The organism is Paenibacillus sp. SORGH_AS_0306 (assembly GCF_030819345.1).
GTDB classification, from domain to species: domain Bacteria; phylum Bacillota; class Bacilli; order Paenibacillales; family Paenibacillaceae; genus Saccharibacillus; species Saccharibacillus kyungheensis.
This window is the reverse complement of record NZ_JAUTBP010000001.1, coordinates 4361499-4381197: the sequence shown is the minus strand read 5'-3', so window position 1 is coordinate 4381197 and position 19699 is coordinate 4361499. Positions and strand designations below refer to the sequence as shown.

Annotated in this window: 19 protein-coding genes and 1 riboswitch; of the genes, 12 read left to right on the top strand and 7 right to left on the bottom strand. The window is 39.7% G+C overall.

Going from position 1 to position 19699, the window contains the following annotated elements; genetic code table 11:
* Window positions 1–73: 73 nt before the first annotated feature.
* From QE450_RS19360 to QE450_RS19340, 5 genes are all read right to left on the bottom strand, one after another.
* Window positions 74–1966 (bottom strand): FtsX-like permease family protein, encoded by a 1893-nt coding sequence (locus tag QE450_RS19360; protein WP_307301437.1) that lies wholly within the window; start codon window positions 1964–1966, stop codon window positions 74–76.
* The gene (locus QE450_RS19355) at window positions 1941–2705 is read right to left on the bottom strand and encodes an ABC transporter ATP-binding protein (RefSeq protein WP_274171452.1); all 765 of its coding nucleotides are present in this window, start codon (window positions 2703–2705) and stop codon (window positions 1941–1943) included. Before QE450_RS19355 ends, QE450_RS19360 begins: the two co-directional genes overlap by 26 nt.
* Before the next feature lie 106 nt (window positions 2706–2811).
* Window positions 2812–3801 (bottom strand): sensor histidine kinase, encoded by a 990-nt coding sequence (locus QE450_RS19350; protein ID WP_307301433.1) that lies wholly within the window; start codon window positions 3799–3801, stop codon window positions 2812–2814.
* Entirely contained in the window at window positions 3798–4505 is a 708-nt protein-coding gene (locus QE450_RS19345) for a response regulator transcription factor (protein ID WP_273614137.1), read from the bottom strand. The genes QE450_RS19350 and QE450_RS19345 overlap by 4 nt, the downstream gene beginning before the upstream one ends.
* 185 nt (window positions 4506–4690) lie before the next feature.
* The gene (locus tag QE450_RS19340; protein ID WP_307301430.1) at window positions 4691–5059 is read right to left on the bottom strand and encodes a YxeA family protein; all 369 of its coding nucleotides are present in this window, start codon (window positions 5057–5059) and stop codon (window positions 4691–4693) included.
* 183 nt (window positions 5060–5242) lie between these two features.
* Between QE450_RS19340 and QE450_RS19335 the strand changes: the two genes are divergently transcribed.
* From QE450_RS19335 to QE450_RS19325, 3 genes are all read left to right on the top strand, one after another.
* Window positions 5243–6274 carry a YdcF family protein gene (locus QE450_RS19335; RefSeq protein WP_307301426.1) on the top strand — a complete coding sequence of 344 codons (1032 nt, stop codon included), beginning with the start codon at window positions 5243–5245 and terminating at the stop codon, window positions 6272–6274.
* A gap of 97 nt (window positions 6275–6371) precedes the next feature.
* Complete coding sequence (locus tag QE450_RS19330) at window positions 6372–7118, top strand: dihydroorotate dehydrogenase electron transfer subunit (protein ID WP_307301424.1); 747 nt, start codon at window positions 6372–6374, stop codon at window positions 7116–7118.
* Window positions 7099–8031: a dihydroorotate dehydrogenase gene (locus tag QE450_RS19325; protein WP_307301422.1), complete on the top strand. Its 933-nt coding sequence runs from the start codon at window positions 7099–7101 to the stop codon at window positions 8029–8031. The genes QE450_RS19330 and QE450_RS19325 overlap by 20 nt, the downstream gene beginning before the upstream one ends.
* Window positions 8032–8169: 138 nt before the next feature.
* Here the strand turns inward: QE450_RS19325 and QE450_RS19320 are convergent, their stop codons facing one another.
* The gene (locus QE450_RS19320) at window positions 8170–8760 is read right to left on the bottom strand and encodes a P-loop nucleotide/nucleoside kinase family protein (protein ID WP_307301419.1); all 591 of its coding nucleotides are present in this window, start codon (window positions 8758–8760) and stop codon (window positions 8170–8172) included.
* A gap of 331 nt (window positions 8761–9091) precedes the next feature.
* Here QE450_RS19320 and QE450_RS19315 point away from each other — a divergent pair, with 331 nt between their 5' ends.
* The 9 genes from QE450_RS19315 to QE450_RS19275 all read left to right on the top strand — a co-directional run bounded on the left by QE450_RS19315 (window position 9092) and on the right by QE450_RS19275 (window position 18525).
* The gene (locus QE450_RS19315; RefSeq protein ID WP_301262616.1) at window positions 9092–9886 is read left to right on the top strand and encodes an IclR family transcriptional regulator; all 795 of its coding nucleotides are present in this window, start codon (window positions 9092–9094) and stop codon (window positions 9884–9886) included.
* Window positions 9887–9942: 56 nt separating this feature from the next.
* Window positions 9943–10599 (top strand): bifunctional 2-keto-4-hydroxyglutarate aldolase/2-keto-3-deoxy-6-phosphogluconate aldolase, encoded by a 657-nt coding sequence (locus QE450_RS19310; RefSeq protein WP_307301415.1) that lies wholly within the window; start codon window positions 9943–9945, stop codon window positions 10597–10599.
* Between the two features lie 240 nt (window positions 10600–10839).
* Window positions 10840–12150 carry an MFS transporter gene (locus QE450_RS19305; RefSeq protein ID WP_307301413.1) on the top strand — a complete coding sequence of 437 codons (1311 nt, stop codon included), beginning with the start codon at window positions 10840–10842 and terminating at the stop codon, window positions 12148–12150.
* A gap of 129 nt (window positions 12151–12279) precedes the next feature.
* Window positions 12280–12669 (top strand): hypothetical protein, encoded by a 390-nt coding sequence (locus QE450_RS19300; protein WP_307301411.1) that lies wholly within the window; start codon window positions 12280–12282, stop codon window positions 12667–12669.
* Window positions 12670–12792: 123 nt separating this feature from the next.
* Window positions 12793–12896: riboswitch (purine riboswitch) on the top strand.
* A gap of 180 nt (window positions 12897–13076) precedes the next feature.
* Complete coding sequence (locus QE450_RS19295; RefSeq protein WP_307301409.1) at window positions 13077–13709, top strand: xanthine phosphoribosyltransferase; 633 nt, start codon at window positions 13077–13079, stop codon at window positions 13707–13709.
* A complete protein-coding gene (locus tag QE450_RS19290) occupies window positions 13703–15064 on the top strand; it encodes a nucleobase:cation symporter-2 family protein (RefSeq protein WP_307301407.1) in 1362 nt (453 codons plus the stop codon). Before QE450_RS19295 ends, QE450_RS19290 begins: the two co-directional genes overlap by 7 nt.
* A gap of 178 nt (window positions 15065–15242) precedes the next feature.
* Window positions 15243–16175 (top strand): helix-turn-helix transcriptional regulator, encoded by a 933-nt coding sequence (locus QE450_RS19285; protein WP_307301404.1) that lies wholly within the window; start codon window positions 15243–15245, stop codon window positions 16173–16175.
* 94 nt (window positions 16176–16269) lie between these two features.
* Window positions 16270–16815: a DinB family protein gene (locus QE450_RS19280; RefSeq protein WP_273614129.1), complete on the top strand. Its 546-nt coding sequence runs from the start codon at window positions 16270–16272 to the stop codon at window positions 16813–16815.
* A gap of 258 nt (window positions 16816–17073) precedes the next feature.
* Entirely contained in the window at window positions 17074–18525 is a 1452-nt protein-coding gene (locus QE450_RS19275) for an N-acetylmuramoyl-L-alanine amidase family protein (RefSeq protein ID WP_307301401.1), read from the top strand.
* 157 nt (window positions 18526–18682) lie between these two features.
* Here the strand turns inward: QE450_RS19275 and QE450_RS19270 are convergent, their stop codons facing one another.
* On the bottom strand, window positions 18683–19636 hold the full coding sequence (locus tag QE450_RS19270) for a serine hydrolase domain-containing protein (protein WP_307301400.1): 954 nt from the start codon (window positions 19634–19636) through the stop codon (window positions 18683–18685).
* Window positions 19637–19699: the final 63 nt, after the last annotated feature.

Below are 19699 nucleotides of genomic sequence, written 5' to 3'. Positions count from 1 at the left end.
TCACTAAAAACCAAAAGCATCCTGTTTATACTACAGAGATTTGTAGATAAACAGGATGCTTTTTTATGATTTATTAACGCAAAGCGGATTTCACTTGCCCTATATAAAAGTGTCGCACAATAAAGAAGTAAATAATCTGTATCAATAAAAATATGCCTAACACCATACTGGATTCTTTTACAAGCGAAAAGTTAAACATATTCGATAATGTTGTTAACGCTACAGCTCCATGAACTAAAGCCACGACGATCGGAGCGAAAAACAGTAATGCAATCTGCCAGTTGAGTACTTTGTGTAACTCTTTGGTTGTCAATCCTAATTTGGAGATCGCTTTGAATTTCTGTTTGTCTTCTTCCAGATCGCTGTATAGACGGAAGTATAAGAAGCTTCCTGCGGAGACAAAAAAGACAATCCCGACAAACAAACTAATAAACAGAGGTAAGCCTAATTCTTTCTTTTGCATATAGACTTCATAGTCTTTAGCGAAAAATTGATAATCAGCTTCATAAGGCTTAACGGACTGCTGAATTTCTGTAGCAACTTGTATAGCAGTCGATTGCTCTACAGATCCATTCCATACAGTAATCTGATTGGTAGCATAAGGGTGTTGAAGTTTTTGATAAAAGGTATCAGGTACAATAATATAATCTATAACCAGTGGAATGACTTGAGTCGTAACGGATTGATCGGCTATCTGAATAGATAATCCTTTTTCTAACGTAATCTGTTGATGTAACAGATCGTTGTTAGAGCGATCTCCAACCGTAGATGTGTTGCGAATGACGGCTTGTTGATTCGGTAAAGTAAGAGTAGGTTCACCTAACAAGTTAGCAAATCGATTATAATCAGCAAGACTGACAAGTGCGACGTTATCTTTAGCATCATTAATTTTATAACGCAATAGATGTAATTCAGCAGTAGTCATATCAATATGATGTGTATTTAAAGCATCATCAATGTACTGAATATGTTGAGCTCGTGTACTATCTTTTTCTGTAGAAAAATAAGTCATCGGATAAGCACTAGATGAAATGGTATTGGACATTAAGACAGATTGAATACCATACAATGAACCAATCGCGCAAAAAGAAACAGTTGATACAATCGCGACAAGAAAAAAGGTACGAGCATTATCTTTCATTCGATGAGCCAGATCCGAAAATAACAACATATTTGTTTTGTACCAGAATAGCGATTTGCGTGCTTTTAAGCGATGAATAATATAGACACTTAATTGTGTAAATAACAAATACGTTCCAATACTGACCATAATAATAACCGGGAATAGTAAATAGATCGCTTCTTCTCCGGAAGCAGTTAAGGAGACAAAGTAGCTAATCCCGATCAATAAAACGACTATCATTGATAACCAGATGGATGATTTAGGATCACCTTTGGAAGTCTGATTACTTTTGATTAAAGTGATTAATTGGCGATTACGTAGCACAAATGTAATAAATAACGAAATCAACATAAACAGGATCATAAATGAAATAAACGTTACGATCATTGCTTGCAAAGGGATATAAAATAGTAACGGTTCTTCTAGAATAATCATCCGTTCACCAAGCAGTAAAATGACTTTAGCAAATACAAGTCCAAGTCCAATACCGCCCAGTGTCGAGGCAAATCCGATCATCATATTTTCCAAAAATACCATCTTGCGTAGTTGCCCTACAGACATTCCCTGCATCATTAATAATCCAAATTCTTTTTGTCTGGAACGTAGAAATGAACTCATCGAATAAAGTACGAAAAAGAATGAAAATACATAAATGACCCATTTGGAAGCAGATAGTCCAGTAGCAGCACCATGATTCAGCGTACCTTGATTGAGCGCTGGATGATAAGCAAAAATCGAAAACGTAAAAAAGACCATAACTGTAAACATACTGCTTAGAAAATAAGCGGCATACAACCGCTTATTACGGGCGATATTGTTATACGCGAATTGACGAAATGTCATTAGCGTGACCCCCTAGCAGTGATAACGTATCGATAATCTTTTGGAAAAACGTCTGACGGTGTTCCCCACGGTGAATCTCGGTATACAATTTGCCATCGCGTATAAAGATTACACGCTGACAATAACTAGCAGCAAGCGGATCATGAGTGACAAGCATCATTGTTGTCTGTTGTTCTTGATTGATCGTTTCCAGTAGTTCCATCACATCACGAGCAGACTTGGAATCCAGATTACCTGTCGGCTCATCCGCTAATAAAAGATGCGGCGTATGAATCATTGCACGCGCTATAGCGGCACGTTGTGCTTGTCCACCAGAAATTTCATAAGTACGCTTATTCATAATTGCTGTGATACCGAGCTTATCAGCGATAATAGCCGCTTTTTCTTTCATTTCACTGACTTTTACCCCATCGAGTGTCAAAGGAAGTACAATATTTTCTTCTACGGTTAAGGTATGCAGTAGATTGAAGTCTTGAAAAACAAATCCAAGTTCACGCCGCCGAAATGTAGCAAGATCATTTTTTTTCAAAAGATTGATATTCTGATTATTGATCAAAATTTCTCCGGTGGTCGGTTCATCAATAGTGGCAATCATATTAAGCAGTGTTGTTTTACCACTACCTGAAGGCCCCATAATACCGACAAACTCACCATCTTCGATCGTAAATTGAATATTCGATAACGCTTGATAAGTGACTTTGCCCTCGTATATTTTGCTAACCTGATTAACGTGTAACATGTCTTATCCCCCTCGGTGATTGATTCGATACGTTTAGTATAGATAGAACCGATTAAAGGAACTATCGATTTCTCTTTCAATCACCTTACAGCGCTGTAAGATAGCATTAACGCTGATATGATGGGAAAAGAATACGCACTGTTGTACCTTGATTTACCGTAGATTCTAGCTCCAACTGATGATCTAGCCGCTGAGCCGCTTCATGCGTTAGGTATAAGCCCATACCTGTTGATTCGCGGAAATGCCGACCATTTTCGCCGGTGAAAAAAGGTTCAAATACACGCTTTATATCCGAAGCTGGAATTCCTACTCCATAATCTTGTACTTCGATCACTGCTTGATGATCTGCAATATATGAAGAAAGAATCACTTTATTGGTGGTGTGTGCCGAGTATTTGACCGCATTGACGACCAGTTGGGAAACCATAAAAAAGAGCCATTTCTGATCCGATTCTGTCCAAAGATCACCGTCTTTGATCTGCACATCAGGATACACTTGATTGCGAATAAAGAGACGCTTATGTTCTTGCACCACTTCGCGGATTACTTCAGATAACGAGATCGAGCGAATATGAAAATCCTGTTCAAATGTTCTTAAACGTGCCATATATAAAATCGTATTCAGCCCTGAACTCATCCGTTCCAGTTCTTCACGAATACTTGCAAATTCAGGTTCATCCACATCTTGTACTGTTAATTCGATCACAGATAAAGGTGTCTTCATCTGATGTACCCATTGATTCATAAATGTTAAATGCTCTTGCTGTTGTTGATTAATCGTAGCAAGGCGTTGTTGGTAGTATCGATACTGCTGGCGTAGCAATTGTTCTAATGCTTCTGAGACAGGAGCTTGATCTAACTGCTGAACCGAATCATCTAATGAGAGTAGAGGCTCCTGTAAGCGCCGATAATAATGACGACGGCTGTAATACTGATAACATAAATATCCACCTAAGAAAAACAGCCCTAACATAATCGAATACAGAGCAGGGCCAACATTTCGATATCCGTCTAACCAATAAATGCTCATAACGGCACTAAATTGAATAATCTGAATAACGATTAACAGCGCATGTTCTTTCAAAAAAAGCTTCATAATCCATCATCCTGATTCCACGAAATATACAGTCGATAACCGATGCCGCGCACCGTCTCTACCGCATCCAATAGACCCAGATCAAGAAACTTTTTGCGTACACGAGTGATATTAACGTTCAGTGTATTTTCATCGACATAGGTCTGATCGTCCCATAACTTTTCAAGTAACGCTTCCCGGCTAGCTACCCGTGGATGGCGTTCGATCAGACTTTCGATAATATCAGCTTCTTTTTTCGTTAATAATACGCTCTGGTTGTTGTAATGAAGTTCAAGCCGTTCAGGGTATAAAGATAATCCTTCTTTATGCAAAATAATCTCTTCGTGCTTGGAAGCATATTCTCCGTAAGCACGCCGTAGATGACTGCGAATTTTGGCCATGACGATACCATAATCAAACGGTTTGGTAATATAGTCATCGGCTCCATTTTCCAGAGCCATAATCTGATCCATTTCCCCTGCACGCGCCGAAATAAAGATCACCGGACAGATAGAATGGGCACGAATCTGACGACACCAGTAATATCCGTCATAACTGGGGAGATTCACATCCAGAAGTACCATATCCGGTTGCTCTTGTTGAAATTGTTGTAGCACATGTTCAAAGTCTGTGGTTACAATAACATGGTAGCCATATTTCACAATATACGATTGCAATAATTCGGCAATCTTACGATCATCTTCGACAATCAAAATAGTCTGCATGATTATTCACTCCTTACCTACAGTTCATCGGTATTATTTAACCTAAAAAGAACTCTTTTCTATTTCATGTTATCGCAAACACGAAGAAAAGAGAGTCCTTTTTTTACATAAAAGAAGTATTCTAATTATTTATAGACTGGCAACCTGTTATGAGATGACGTAGATCTCAATGGTAGAATAAATAGTTAGCGACGAAAATAGGATTGGACTACTGTGGGAATCTGTTCATAAGAAATTTCCTTATAAGATAGCACTTGTTGATTTTTTAGTGTTAATTGGAGATAAGCACCTTCACGTAATGAATGCATCCCGAAAAATGTAATCGTTTGAGGGTTTCCTTTGTCATCCCATGCGGGTAATGTGTATTCGACAGTTGCATCCTGTGAGGATGAAGTATTAGAAGACGAATTATGAACTTGTACATAATAGATTTGCTTAGGAATCAACGGATTAAGTTTGGTCAGATCTTTCTCAGATAATTGACTAACCAATGTGATCACAAGCAAGATAACTATCGTAAGTACAAATAGTAAAAGCTTAGTTCCGTTACGCATAATGATAGTTCCTTTCATATAGAGATGTTACGATCTACTTTACTAACCAACTAGCTATGTGTACTATCGATTTGGCTTACGTCTACCTTACAGTATTGTAAGTTGATTTATCGTACCAACCCGATATGCTAAAAAAGAAGTCTGAATGATCAAAATGGAACATAGACAACAGGAGGAAAATACGTGATTTATATATACAGTTTGACTGTCTTTTTTCTTATCTTGTTCGTTATCAATTACGCAATCGATCAGCGGCGGGTACGAAATGGAGTCTTTCTGACGATTGGAATATTGCTTCTTTTGTTCAGTTCGATTGTGTATGCAATCAGTAATCTGGATGGGGTTATTCCATATATCGGTCTATTATTAGTACTTATTCTAGTATTACTTGCTCCTGTCATGTTATTAGTGATCGGGATTGCACTGATCTACAATGGACGTACGTTATTATCCAAAGAAGGCTGGAAATTACCTAACTTGCTATCTTTGCTTGCAGGCATAGGGATAGCGACTTTACCTGTTATTACATTCCTGATGCCTTCGGTCGGTATTTTGCAACCTGTTATTATCTTTATTCAGTTATGCTTTGTGTATTATGGATTTTTATTTATTTGTTATCTGGTATCCTCCACTTTGTACAACCTCAACCGAGTAAAGCTCAATCAAGATTTTATTATTATTTTAGGCAGTGGATTGATTAAAGATCGTGTTCCCCCGCTATTAGCAAGTCGTATTGATCGTGCGATTACTTTTTATTATCGACAACAAAAAATACAATCACCTCCTCGATTTGTTGCTTCAGGTGGACAGGGTAGTGACGAAGCGATTGCTGAAGCAGAAGCGATACGCAATTATCTGCGATCCAAAGGAATCCCTAATGATCAGATTATTGTCGAAAATCAATCTGTAAATACACTACAAAATATGCAATTTTCCAAACAAAAAATGGATGCATTGATGGAAGGTAATCCATATTCCTGTATATTTGTGACGAACAATTTCCATTTATTCCGCGCAGGTATTTATGCACGAGAAGCAGGGATTACAGGCGATGGGGTAGGTTCACGTACTGCATTTTATTATTTACCAAATGCTTTTATCCGCGAATATATCGCTATTCTGGTAATGTACCGCAAAGTACATGTGATGATGACTGCTTTTATTTTGTTAACAGTGATAGGGCTTAGTCTGCTGAATATTAATCTAGTACGCTAAATAAACGATTAAAAAGATAAGACAACTGTGAAAATAGTTACAACCAAATTCTACACTTCCCTGTAAGATAGTGAGCGGTGAAAAGGGGGAAGTGAGCATGGCAACGATTATCTCAAATACAAAAGTAGCTCCAAGCGTGTATGTGATCAAGGTAGCAGGTCAATGGGCAGGAGCGATGGGACAATTTTATATGATACGTCATCGTGCTACACAGGGGATTGCTATAACCGATCCTTTGCTGTCTCGTCCGCTGAGTATTCATGATCAAGGCGATGATTATATCGCCTTTTTATATAGAGTGACAGGTAGAGGAACAGCTCTATTAGCAAGCTTATCGGTAGGACAGGAATTGCAACTGTCCGGCCCTTTTGGAAATGGATTCCCGGTCGTTGATCCTTCTGAATCGGTTGCTTTGGTTGGCGGAGGAATGGGAGTAGCGCCGTTACTATTAGCGGCTAAACATTACCGTCAGGCAGATATTTATGTAGGATTTAATCATCATTCGTTTGCGGTCGAGTCTTTCGAGCAGATCGTAGAGGACAGCCAGCAGATTCATATCACTCAGGGGCAACACACCAATATCGTTGATATCGTAGACCCTAGATTGTATTCAGTCATTATGGCATGTGGCCCCGCGGGTATGTTACAAGCTCTGGCGACAAAAATAAAATCACTCCATGCGCGCACATTATTATACATTTCAACAGAAAAACGAATGGCATGTGGTATCGGCGCTTGCCTCACTTGCTCAATTCAGACGGTGAATGGTAATGCTCGTGTGTGCAAAGAAGGACCTGTATTTACAGCAGAGGAGGTGAACTGGAATGACCTCTCTCATATGTAATCTAGCAGGCGTAGCACTGCGTAATCCTATCATTATGGCTTCTGGAACATTCGGATTCGGACGAGAATATGGTGAGTTGTATGATCTCAGTATACTTGGCGGGATAGCGAGTAAAGGTCTGACGTTGCATCCACGTTCAGGCAATACCGGTTGTCGCGTACAGGAGACACCATCAGGTATGATGAACAGTGTCGGGCTGGAGAATCCAGGAATAACGTCTTTTCTGGAAAATGAATTAGATCATATGGTTGCCAGTGGGGCGGTGGTTATTGCTAATTTGGGTGGAGCACATCTGGAAGAATACGTAACTGGTGCGGCGCAGATCAGCGAATCTTGCGATCTCCGTCAACGTCAGGGACAGAAGGCTGTTGATCTATTAGAACTGAATATTTCATGCCCTAATGTCAAAGAAGGCGGTATTCAATTCGGAGTCGATACCGAAGTGGCTCGCCAGATTGTACGAGAAGTTAGACAGGTTACTCGTATTCCGTTGATCGTCAAATTATCACCCAATGCACAAGATATTGTCGCAATGGCGTATATGTGTGAGCAAGAAGGTGCGGATGCGGTATCGCTAGTGAATACCTTTTCAGCGATGAAGATCGATATTGCTCAGCGGCGTAGTGCTTTTCAAAATACGTATGCAGGTCTATCTGGCCCTGCGATCAAGCCGATAGCGCTACGGATGGTGCATCAAGTCTCTCAAGCACTCTCTATTCCAGTGATCGGTATGGGCGGGATTAGCTCAGTAGAAGATATCATTGAATATATTATGGCTGGAGCCGAAGCGGTACAGATCGGGACGTATAATTTTGTGAATTTACATGCAGGTGAGGAATTGGTATCTGGACTCACAGCATGGATGGAAAAGGAAAAGGTACAGTCGCTAGACGAGATTCGTGGGATTGTTTGACTTCAATTGCCAATACCGATCTCTCAAATCAGAAAAGCGTATAAACAATAGAACATTCCAGCAAGTAGGGATACGTGGCGATGCCACAGACAATACGGCACCTACACAATAAGATCGCAGTCTGTCCCTACTTGTGATCTATTCATGGATAGAGTGAATATCTAATACTTCTTTTAAGTGTTCGGTATGAATCGTAGCCGAGCTGTTATCGAACTGTATTTTACGAATTCCTTCCCAGAGACAATGCTTACTGCGTAGCCCTTCAATAAAAGCATCCCAATGATCAAATTTCCACTGATCCCGTTCCAAGTTGCGTTCTTGCATACGTGTACGCAGTACTTTATCATCTACGGTAATCTGTAATACGACTGGATTTACACGTGCCTGTTGCCATCCATACTTGTCAATAAGGTTAGTAATATAATGTGGATCAGGGAAATAGCTTAGAAATGGAGCATCCAGTACAACCGAGCGACCTAATTGCACATTATCATTCGCAATATTCAGCAAAGCCTGATACTCTAACGGCATCACCACTTCGCTATAATAAGCACATCCATCACGATCGTTTCGTGAGTACCCTTTCAATTCTAACAATTCTCCAGTAAATGTATTACAAATGGTATCTTTATCCAAATAGCAATAATTGTATTGTTGGGCTATCCATTGACCGATGGTAGACTTACCTGAACCAGCAGAACCTATCAAAAAAATTACAGTTGGTTGCAAAGTATGTTCCTCCTCAAGCAGGAATGATAAAATAATAAGATATAAAGCGATTTCAATATACAAAAGTATAAAACAAACAAAATAAACAATAATATACTGCACTCATAGTTCGTATATACGAACTTGATTCGCAATATCGAATGAACATAAATAGAGTATAACGTTTTCATTTAGAATTCAAGTCCTTTTCACAGGAGAATTATAAAATAATTTTTTTGTCGAAAATGATTGAATTTCCAAAATGTTATCTATATAATGGGGTCATAGTTCGAAATAGCGAAACTTGTTCACATATACGAACTTTAAAAGATAGTGCTTTTAAGGAGTCTATATGGATAAAATTCGTGTGAATAAATCAGCAGAACGGGTTGTCGATCTTTTGGTACTGTTATCTAAAAGTAGTTCGCCTCTGACGTTAAATGAAATCTGTAAAGAACTGGGGCTACCCAAAAGTAGTGCTTTTGAGTTAGTACAGACTTTGCTATACAAAGGTTTTATTGAGTTGGATGATGCGCGCCTGAAAACGTATCGTCTGGGGCTAGGTATTTTTGAGACAGGGATGGCTTATGTGTCCAACCTTGGCATTCCACATCTGGCAAGACCGCTATTACAAGAACTGAATCGTCAAACTGGCAGTACTGTATTTCTTGGTATAGAAGACAAAGGTAAAGTCGTATATCTAGACAAAGCAGAAAGTTATTCTGTGATGCGACCTACAGCCAAATTAGGCTCAAGAAGATATATTCATACAACTGGACTGGGCAAAGCGTTATTAGCAGCTATGCCTGATGATAAAGTTCAACATATTCTAGGGGATAGTGAATTACCTGCCAGAACATCGTATTCCAAAGTTACGATACCAGACTTATTGCAAGATTTGCGAGCGATTCGTGAGCGTGGATATTCGATTGATGATCGCGAAGATAACTTGGAGATGTACTGTATTGCTTCAGCAATCTATGATCAATGGAATCATCCTGTTGCTGCGATTAGTGTAGCCAGTATGTATTCCGGTATGAATCCTGAACGCGAGCAAATGATTGTTCGTCTTGTACAAGAAGCGGCTCTAAAATTATCGAATCAGCTTGGGTATAGTGGTCATCGTTTGTATCCGAATCAGATATAAAAGTAGACATATTAATATAGCTATAGGTGCTATATCCGTTATTGGAGGACAGAATTATGTGGAGAAAGTTGGAGAATCTCAACCGGATCGCAGATACAGGCATTGTATTGATTATTCGTCTGGATGATGAACAAGAAGCACTCGCTGTAGCCGAAGCTGCTGTAGCAGGTGGAATCAAAGCATTAGAAATTACAATGAGTGTTCCGAATGCACTTGATGTTATTCGGACATTAGCCCGAAAGTATAAAGGTGCTGATGTATTGGTTGGAGCAGGTACGATTCTAGATGCGGAGACAGCTAGAGCGGCTATTCTGGCAGGAGCTGAATTGTTAGTTAGCCCACAATTGAATCCAGCTATGATCAAAATGGCGAATCGTTATCAAGCGGTGACGGTGAGCGGAGCGTATACACCGACTGAAATTTTAGAAACATTAGAAGCAGGAGCAGATATCGTCAAATTATTCCCTGCCGAAACATTAGGACCTCAATATGTAAAATCGGTAACAGCGCCATTATCTCAAGCGCCAATCACCCCAACAGGTGGAGTCACACCACAAAATGTACATGAATGGCTAGAAGCTGGATGTATCGGTGTAGGTGTAGGTAGTTATATTACCAAAGCTGCGCAAAAAGATGGAAACTACAGTAAAGTCACTGCGGCAGCTCAAGAATTTTTGGCGGCTGTTGCGCAAGCACGTTCTTCTATCAAATAAAGTATCTATGGATAATGCCGGCTATATAGCCGGACAGATCCACTTTTTCGTTCAGTAATCGCACAATGCAACAAGTTTTTAATAAAGCATTTTCTGCAAGCGGATACAAATATGAATAAAGTCATCACTGTTCTATATAAACCACAAAATAAGCAACAAACTTAAAAAGATTAATATTCTTTTAACAACGTATAAATGATATATACGAAAAGTGGGAAAGAATAAGGAGAGTGTATTCTTATGGCAAAATTAAGTACTATTTCTCAAGCAACATCTACGATCCCTACCCAAAAACCTCGCTTACGCTGGGGGATTATTTTGCTATTATTGCTTGGAGCGGTAGTGAATTATTTGGATCGGTCGAATCTAAGTATTGCCAACACTACAATTGCTGCTGAATTTGGATTGTCAGCTACACAAATGGGTCTGTTATTATCTGCTTTTCTATGGCCATATGCACTGGCGAATCTACCTGCGGGCTGGTTAGTCGATCGCTTTGGTCCGAAAAAGATGTTTGCCTGGGCTTCAGGATTATGGTCTGCTGCAACGATTATAAGCGCATTTGTGAATTCATATTCATTGCTATATGCGATGCGGATGTTGCTCGGCGTATCAGAATCTCCTTTTTTCACATCAGGGTTGAAAGTAACAGGCAAATGGTTTGCTAAAAATGAACGTGGATTACCGACTTCGATTATTAATACAGGCTCACAGATTGCGAATGCGATTGCTCCTCCGTTATTAACCATCTTGATGTTGACGATGACCTGGAGAGGCATGTTTATTTTTATCGGGGTGATTGGATTTATTATTATGTTGATCTGGCTCAAAGTGTATCGTGATCCGACACTAGCAGAGAAACAGTGGATCAATGAAGCAGATACACCTGTAGAACCAGAGCAAGAACCAGTAACAACTTCAACCGAAGCACCGCCAGCCAAATGGTCTGGCTTGTTCAAGCATCCCAGCACATGGTTTATGATTATCGGTAACTTTGGTATCATGTTTACCATCTGGGTGTATTTAACATGGTTGCCAAGTTATTTAGAGAAAGAACAAGGCTTTACACTAAAAGAAACAGGCTGGATTGCTTCGATTCCATTTGTGGCAGGGATTATTGGAGTGTTGCTCGGCGGTTTCATTTCAGATTATTTTATTCGTAAAGGCGTTGCTCCTATAACTTCGCGTAAAGTGCCTATCGTTGGTGGAGCGATTCTAGCAGCCGCTTCAGTAGCTCCGATTCCATTTATAGATAATACGACACTGAGTATTGTATTGTTATCGATTGGCTATTTTGCTTCACAACTACCTTCGGGTGTGATCTGGACACTTGCAGCGGATATCGCGCCAAGTGAACAAGTCGCTTCACTCGGTGCGATCCAGAACTTCGGTGGATTTTTGGGAGCCGCACTTGCTCCTGTCGTCACCGGATATATTTTGGATACCACGGGTAGCTTCAATAATGTATTTTTGCTTGGAGCAGGATTGCTTGTGATGGGCGCTATTTCTTACGGTGTCTTTTTAAAAAAGCCTATTAGTACGGTAGTGTAACATTTAATAATTGTAGAAAATGTAGATAAAAACCGCTGATAGGAGTAAGAACTCTTTGGCGGTTTTTTTTTTGTGTATATTTAATTTTGTTATAAGATCTGTACAGTTGTAGAAAGGAGGAGAAGCACATTGATATACATTTATTACATTTGGATTATGGCATCTACTGTTATTTCTTCCTACGGAGTAATTGTTCATTGGCCAAGTAGTTCTTTGCAAGATGAATTTCTACTGTTTAATAATCTTGCAACAGTGATTATATTTCTGCCGGCTTTTTATATCTTATTTTTCTCGATCCTCTTGCAGGTTCTTTTATATTTCAATTCGTATCAAAACAGAGTAAAAACGTATATTGGTAGTATGTATATCCTTAACTTTGTAGTACTGATGATTATCGCAGGATATAAAGAATACGTTCTTTCTGGTATATTTATTGTTTTTATAGCTTCTGCTATCGGGTTAGCTCATTTGTTTATCTCTATTTTATTGAATCCTGTATTAAAGCAGAAAATAATTTAAAAAAATGGTTTGTTGAAAGAGAATGTATAATAAAAGGCTCTTCTCTTATGAAAATGTGAAAATTATTCTTGAAACGTTACATGAATACGTGTAGTATACATATATAATTTTATACAGATTGCGCGAGGAATCGGCAATCGACCTCATATAATATTGGGAATATGGCCCAAAAGTTTCTACCGGATCACCACTGTAATGATCTGACTATGAGTGAAGCATGTATTTGAGCATAGCGATAACATTCGCTTGGGATCAATACATTGTTATGCAGATCGTATTTTTATAATTGGACATGATGATTATAGAGGATCGATACAGACAGACTTCACTTGAGAGCAATCACTCAAGGAAGTCTGTCTTTTTTATTTCCCCCAAATTACATCGTTATTCTAAAGGAGAGAGACCATATGAAAGAATTACAAGAACGTATTCGTCAGGAAGGACAGATTCTGTCCGAAAAGGTATTGAAAGTGGACTCATTTCTGAATCATCAGGTCGATACGGGATTAGCGGTTGAGATCGGCAAAGAATTTGCCCGACTTTTCGCCCATGAAAAGATCACCAAAGTGTTAACGATCGAAGCAAGCGGGATTCAATTTGCTATGGCGACTGGAATTGCTTTGGGTGTTCCTTTCGTCTATGCCAAAAAGAAAAAAGCAATCACGCAAGGTGATGTGGTCTACGCGGCTTCTGTACATTCTTTTACCAAGCAAGAAACGTATCAAGTTACCATCGTCCAAAGTTATCTGAATAAAGAAGATCGTATCTTGATCGTGGATGATTTTTTAGCCACAGGAGCTGCGTTAGTTGGTCTAGCAGATATCGTCAAAGCTTCAGGAGCGACACTGGTTGGTGTAGGATGTGTGATCGAGAAGACATTCCAGGAGGGACGCGGACTACTGGAAGAACGCCAGATTCCGATTCAATCGCTAGCACGCATTTCATCGATGTCTCCAGGGCATGTTGATTTTATCGAAGAGACACCATTGGTTCCTTCTCTGGTGACCGTAGCTTCTGGAAATGAGGATTCTCCATGTTAAGCAGACGCAAAATATTTACACTAGGGCTTCAACATGTGATGGCGATGTATGCAGGAGCGATTGCTGTACCGCTTATTGTCGGTGGAGCCTTGCATCTGACTGCCGAACAAATGGCTTATCTCATCGCCGCCGATTTATTTACCTGCGGGATTGCTACATTGCTACAAGTGTTAGGAACACGTTATTTTGGTAGTGGATTACCGGTTGTATTGGGATGTACGTTTACTGCTGTAGGCCCGATTATTGCAATCGCGTCGACCTCGAATCTCGCCACCGCCTATGGAGCGATTATTTTATCTGGATTATTTGTTGTCTTGATCGCACCATTATATGGTCGACTGCTTCGCTTTTTCCCGAAAATCGTCACCGGTTCGGTCGTAACGATTATAGGCTTATCGTTGATTCCAGTTGCAATGAACAATGTAGCAGGTGGACAAGGTAGTAGTGACTTTGGCGCACCTCATAATCTTATGCTTGCGCTGATAACGTTATTAGTGATTTTGTTAGTCAATCGTCTGGCTAAAGGATTTTTGCGTTCGATCTCGGTATTGGTCGGATTATTTGTTGGTACTGTAGTGGCGTATAGTATGGGAATGGTGCATTTCGGATCGGTTGGGGAAGCTTCTTGGGTACGTGTAGCACAGCCTTTTTACTTCGGTATACCGGAATTTAGCTTAACCGCCATTGTCACGATGGTGATTGTTAATATTGTGAGTATGGTGGAATCGACAGGGGTTTATATTGCGGTCGGGAAAGCGATTGAACAGAAAGTCGAGCAAAAACAGATCGTCAACGGACTTCGTTCTGAAGGTCTAGCGATTATGTTAGGTGGATTTTTCAATGCTTTTCCGTATACAGCGTTCTCTCAAAATGTAGGGCTAATCTCGCTTACCAAAGTCAAAACACGTAATGTCATTTTTGCAGCATCCGGTATTATGATTGTACTTGGTTTATTGCCGAAATTAGCAGCTCTTACGACTGTGATTCCAAATGCAGTATTAGGCGGAGCGATGATCGTGATGTTCGGATCGGTAGCGGCATCGGGTATCTCGATCCTGTCAGAAGTGAACTTGCGTAATGATCGCAATCTGATGATCGTGGCATGTAGTATTGCTGTTGGATTGGGTTCTGCGGTATTGCCAGATATGTTCGGTCAATTGCCAAGCTTTGCCCAGACTCTTTTGCAAAACGGGATCGTGACCGGTTCGATTACAGCAGTCTTGTTAAATATTATTTTATCGCGTAAAGGTGAAATGTTCGACAATCCAGAGGACAACGAAAATTCGAGTGCTATGGCATCTGATGCTGGAGATAGCACTCAAGTGAAGACAGGGATTTCTTCGCAAACCACGTAATATTTGTACAAATTCATATCTACCCAGCCGTTACTGTAAACTATGCAGTAACGGTTTTTTGTGCTACCCAGTCATGAGTGTAGATTATAGATGGCTATCCGTAAAAAGTTGGTCAAACAAAGTAAATAACAGTATAGTATTTTTAAATAGTGATTGTGGGAGCGGATGAGGTGAAGCAATGAACAAAACAGAGCGCATGTTAGCGATTGTACTGGAGCTTCAGCGCAAATCGTGGGTACGTGCAGAAGATTTAGCGAGTATCTTTGAGATCAGCGTACGGACGATCTACCGCGATATGCAAGCACTCAGTGAAGCAGGTGTGCCATTGCTTGGTTCTCCCGGGCAAGGCTATTCGTTAATGGAAGGGTACTTTTTGCCGCCGGTTCATTTTACAGCCTCTGAAGCAGTATCTTTGTTAATCGGTACCGATTTTGTAGAACAGCAATTTGGACAACATTATCGCCGTAATGCAGAAGTGGCCCGGCGCAAAATCGAATCTATTTTGCCAGCTATCGTACGTGAACAATCGAATCCAATGCGTGAAGGGATTCGCTTATTGGCTCAACAAAGAACACCAGCGACAATAGATGACAGACAATATATTGAACCGATCGGACAAGCGATTGTCCAAAAACGCAAATTACAATTTGGATACAGTAAGCCACATCATTCTGCTATTACACGAACAGTCTGTCCATACGGTCTAGCCTTTAATACGAATCACTGGGTACTGGTAGCTTATTGTGAATTACGGCAAGATATTCGGCATTTTCGGTTGTCACGTATTTCTGATCTGGTGGAATTACAGGATAGTTTTGTGTTACCCGAGCATTTCAAATTATCCGAGTACCGCCCGCCTGATGATCGGAAGATGGTGATACGTTTACAGTTTGATCCTCATATGACCGAACGTATTCAAGAAGTAGGTAATTTTTATATCGAAAAAATAGAAGAAGAACCATCTGCTACGATCGTTACGCTACGTGTACGGCAGGTAGAAGATGTGCTTTTCTGGATATTGAGTTGGGGAGATCAGGTGACTGTATTAGAACCGACATCGTTGCGATTACAAATGATTGAAAAAATAAATAATATGTTAAAACGCTACTGACATAATGTTGTCAGTAGCGTTTTTGTATAGTAAATACAAATCAACCGCTCAGATCGCTACTTCAGATCGTGAAGCGCCCAAGGAGAAGATATCAATGGATACGAAAAAGGTACTGCAACAATTTGAACAGGAAGTCGATCAGTATATTCAAGCGTTGGAACCGTATAGTATTGAACAGTTAACGTTACAACCTGAGGCAGAACAATGGTCACTCGGTCAAATGTACAATCATTTGATACAATCGGCGCAACAGATGCATCTTGCCAATATTGATACCTGTATCAAGCGTCAGCAAGCAGAAGAAGAGATCACCGAAGTGAACTACAAAACCTATGCAGGGGAAGCAATACTGGAATTAGGCAATTTTCCACCTATTCGTGTACAGGTTCCAGCTTCTCCATTTTATACACCCACACAACCTTCTACCAAAGCCGAATTGCTAGAAGGATTAGAACAAGTGCGTGCACGTATGCAGAATATAGAGCCGCTTTTAGCGACAGTGAATCCACAATATACAGTAGCTCATCCACGCTTTGGGCATTTAAACGCTCAGGAATGGTTTACGATTATTGATATGCATTACCGTCATCACTGGCTTCAAAAAAATCGATTGGATCAATTTTTAGGAATGACAGTATAACAAAGTAACCTGATAACCTATACGCAAGCCACGATTATAGTTGAACAATAATCGTGGTTTTTTGCTGACGATTATTATCAAAAGTGAATTATTTAAGTGTCTGCTCATTCAGCAAAATGTACAACATAAGATTACTTTATTTAGACAAAACTCAATTCCTGAATAAACCATTTTACAAACTATCTTTTATGAAATCGAAACTTTATATCACTTTTTTACTATATTTATATATGATTGTAAATATAAGGAGGAAAAAGAGTGAAGAATGTAAGGTTTATTTTAGCGTTTATGATTTTATTTTGCCTGATACCTCAGGTAGGTCATGCCAGTACTGTAGAAACACAAATTTTTTACGATGGTAAACAAATACCGTTGTCTAGCAAATCGCAAGTGAAGATAGTACATAATCAAGTTATGATCCCTATTCGTATTGTTGTTGAAGAGATGGGGTATGAAGTGAATTGGAATAAAGTAAAAAATAAAATAACGATTCAAAAAAATAATCATTCTATTGATTTTACTGTAAACCAATCGACTGCAATTGTAGATGGATCAGTAGTCAAATTGAATAATCCAGTAATGCTTAGTAAAGGAACTTCTTTTATTCCATTGCGTTTTGTAGGGGAGCAGATGGGGTTGAATGTACAGTGGGATAGTCCCAATAGATCGGTTTTGCTAACTACTCCAGAAGATGCATCTACCTCTGTATCAAGTACTACGATCGATTCATCCGAGAATCTAGATGCAATCCCAGAGTTTCAATCTGATCCTAGATATTTAGAAGGGACGACCCTGATTAATGCAATTAGTTATAGTGATAATCGATTATTAATCTCTTCAAGTGATGCGATAACGCCTAACATTTTTGCGATGTCTAATCCAGAACGGATTGTAATCGATCTTCCTCAAACCGCATTTTCGAATAGCTTTGGACAAGGGCAAGCATTGGATCAGGATAATCATGGACAACTGGAAGCATCCAATGATGCGAGTATCTCAAGTATTCGCTATTCTTTATTCAAAAACGATCCGCCTACTGTACGAGTAGTAATAGATACACATGCTCGCCTGAATTATAAAGTGGATACCAGTTCTCAGAATACTCTTCTGATTGATCTTAGCCCTATAGCTACAACACCGCCAACAGCTTCTATAGGTAGTGAAGGGAAAAAAATAGTAGTGATCGATGCAGGGCATGGCGATTATGCTACAGGAACAATAGGAGCAACCAATACATTAGAAAAAAACTTTAATCTAGCTCTTGCACTTAAAGTAGAAGCTATTCTCAAACAGCAATCTAAAGTGGATGTCGTGATGACCAGAAGTGATGATACCTATGTTACATTAAATGGTCGCCCTAAGATCGCTAATGATATTCATGCAGATGCATTTATTTCTATTCATGCGAACGCTGCAACTTCAAAGCCATCGCCTGTTACAGGTACTGAATCGTATTATTACAATGATCTTAGTTTATCGTTAACGAAGATTATGCATGAACATCTAATCGAAGCAACACAATTCAAAGATCGAGGAGTCAAAACCGATCGATTTGTTGTACTAAAAAAAGCTGAAATGCCAGCAACGCTTTTAGAGATTGGATTTATCAGTAATGCAGAACAAGAAGCTATTTTATTTACAGACTCTTTTCAAGATCGAGTTGCTCAAGGAATTGTGGACGGAATCAACGACTATTTTCAATTGAATTAAAATAGAGACTACTTATTATGTTGGAATGTATTGGATTCGATTTGTGGAGATCATATAACAAAGTCAATAATATCGAAATAGCAAAACACGACTGCCTATAATCGTAGTCGTGTTTTTGTATATTTTATTTATCACATGTATACGCTAGGTAACATGATTATACGTCTTGCTCTTCTAGCAAAGGCACTACAAAATCACGAAATACATCAAGCGGTGTGCGCTTGCGTTTGAATCGGTCTGCTGATACTGTAACGACTAGCTCGTAAGAAGGCACAACGACAATGTACTGTCCGCCGAACCCTAGTGCATAGTAATATGGAATATCGACTTTGGGCTGGCTCTCCAATGTAAAAGAAGAATGCCACCAGTGCCAACCGTAATGTGCTTTTTGCGGGCTATCTACAGCGATTAATGGGCTTGTAGCATGTCGTACAGTGGATGATTGAATCAATGATTTCCCGTTCACTTTGCCCTCATGTAAATACAACAATCCAAATTGTAGCATCGCCGCTGGAGGTAGTTGCAGTCCAAACCCACCTGTATGTACACCTTGCGGATCAGTCTCCCAGACATAATGAGTAATACCCAATGGTGCAAATAGATGCTGTTCAGCAAAAGAAGCTACCGATTGCCCTGACGTGTGCGCTAGAATCGTCGCTAACAACTGCGAACAACCTGAATTGTATTCCATCACGGTGCCAGGCTCATGAACAAGCGGTTGCGACAATACAAATTCAATCCAATTGGACGTTTTGCTCATTGTAGGAAATGAATGTTGTCCTCCAAATTCAGTCCAGTTGAATCCAGCAGACATCGTAAGTAACTGCTCAATCGTAATTTGAGCTTTACGTGGATCAGGATCTTGATGAAGCTGGGGGAAAAAAGTAGAGATCGCTGTATCTGGCGCAGGCATAATGCCTTGATCAATCGCGATACTCACCAAGCTAGACAGTATACTTTTAGTACAGGAATTGATTTTGAGTGGAATCTCTTTTTGATCAGGCTCACGATAATAATCTAAAATTTGCACACCCTGTTGGACGATCAGACAACTATATAATTCTCGCTCAGTCAGTTGAGAGACGAGCGGTGCAGTATCGATCAATTTCATAGAAATGGTACCTCCTTTGAGATCATTGCTCTTCTCATCATAAAACAAAAACAAGCGTTGTGA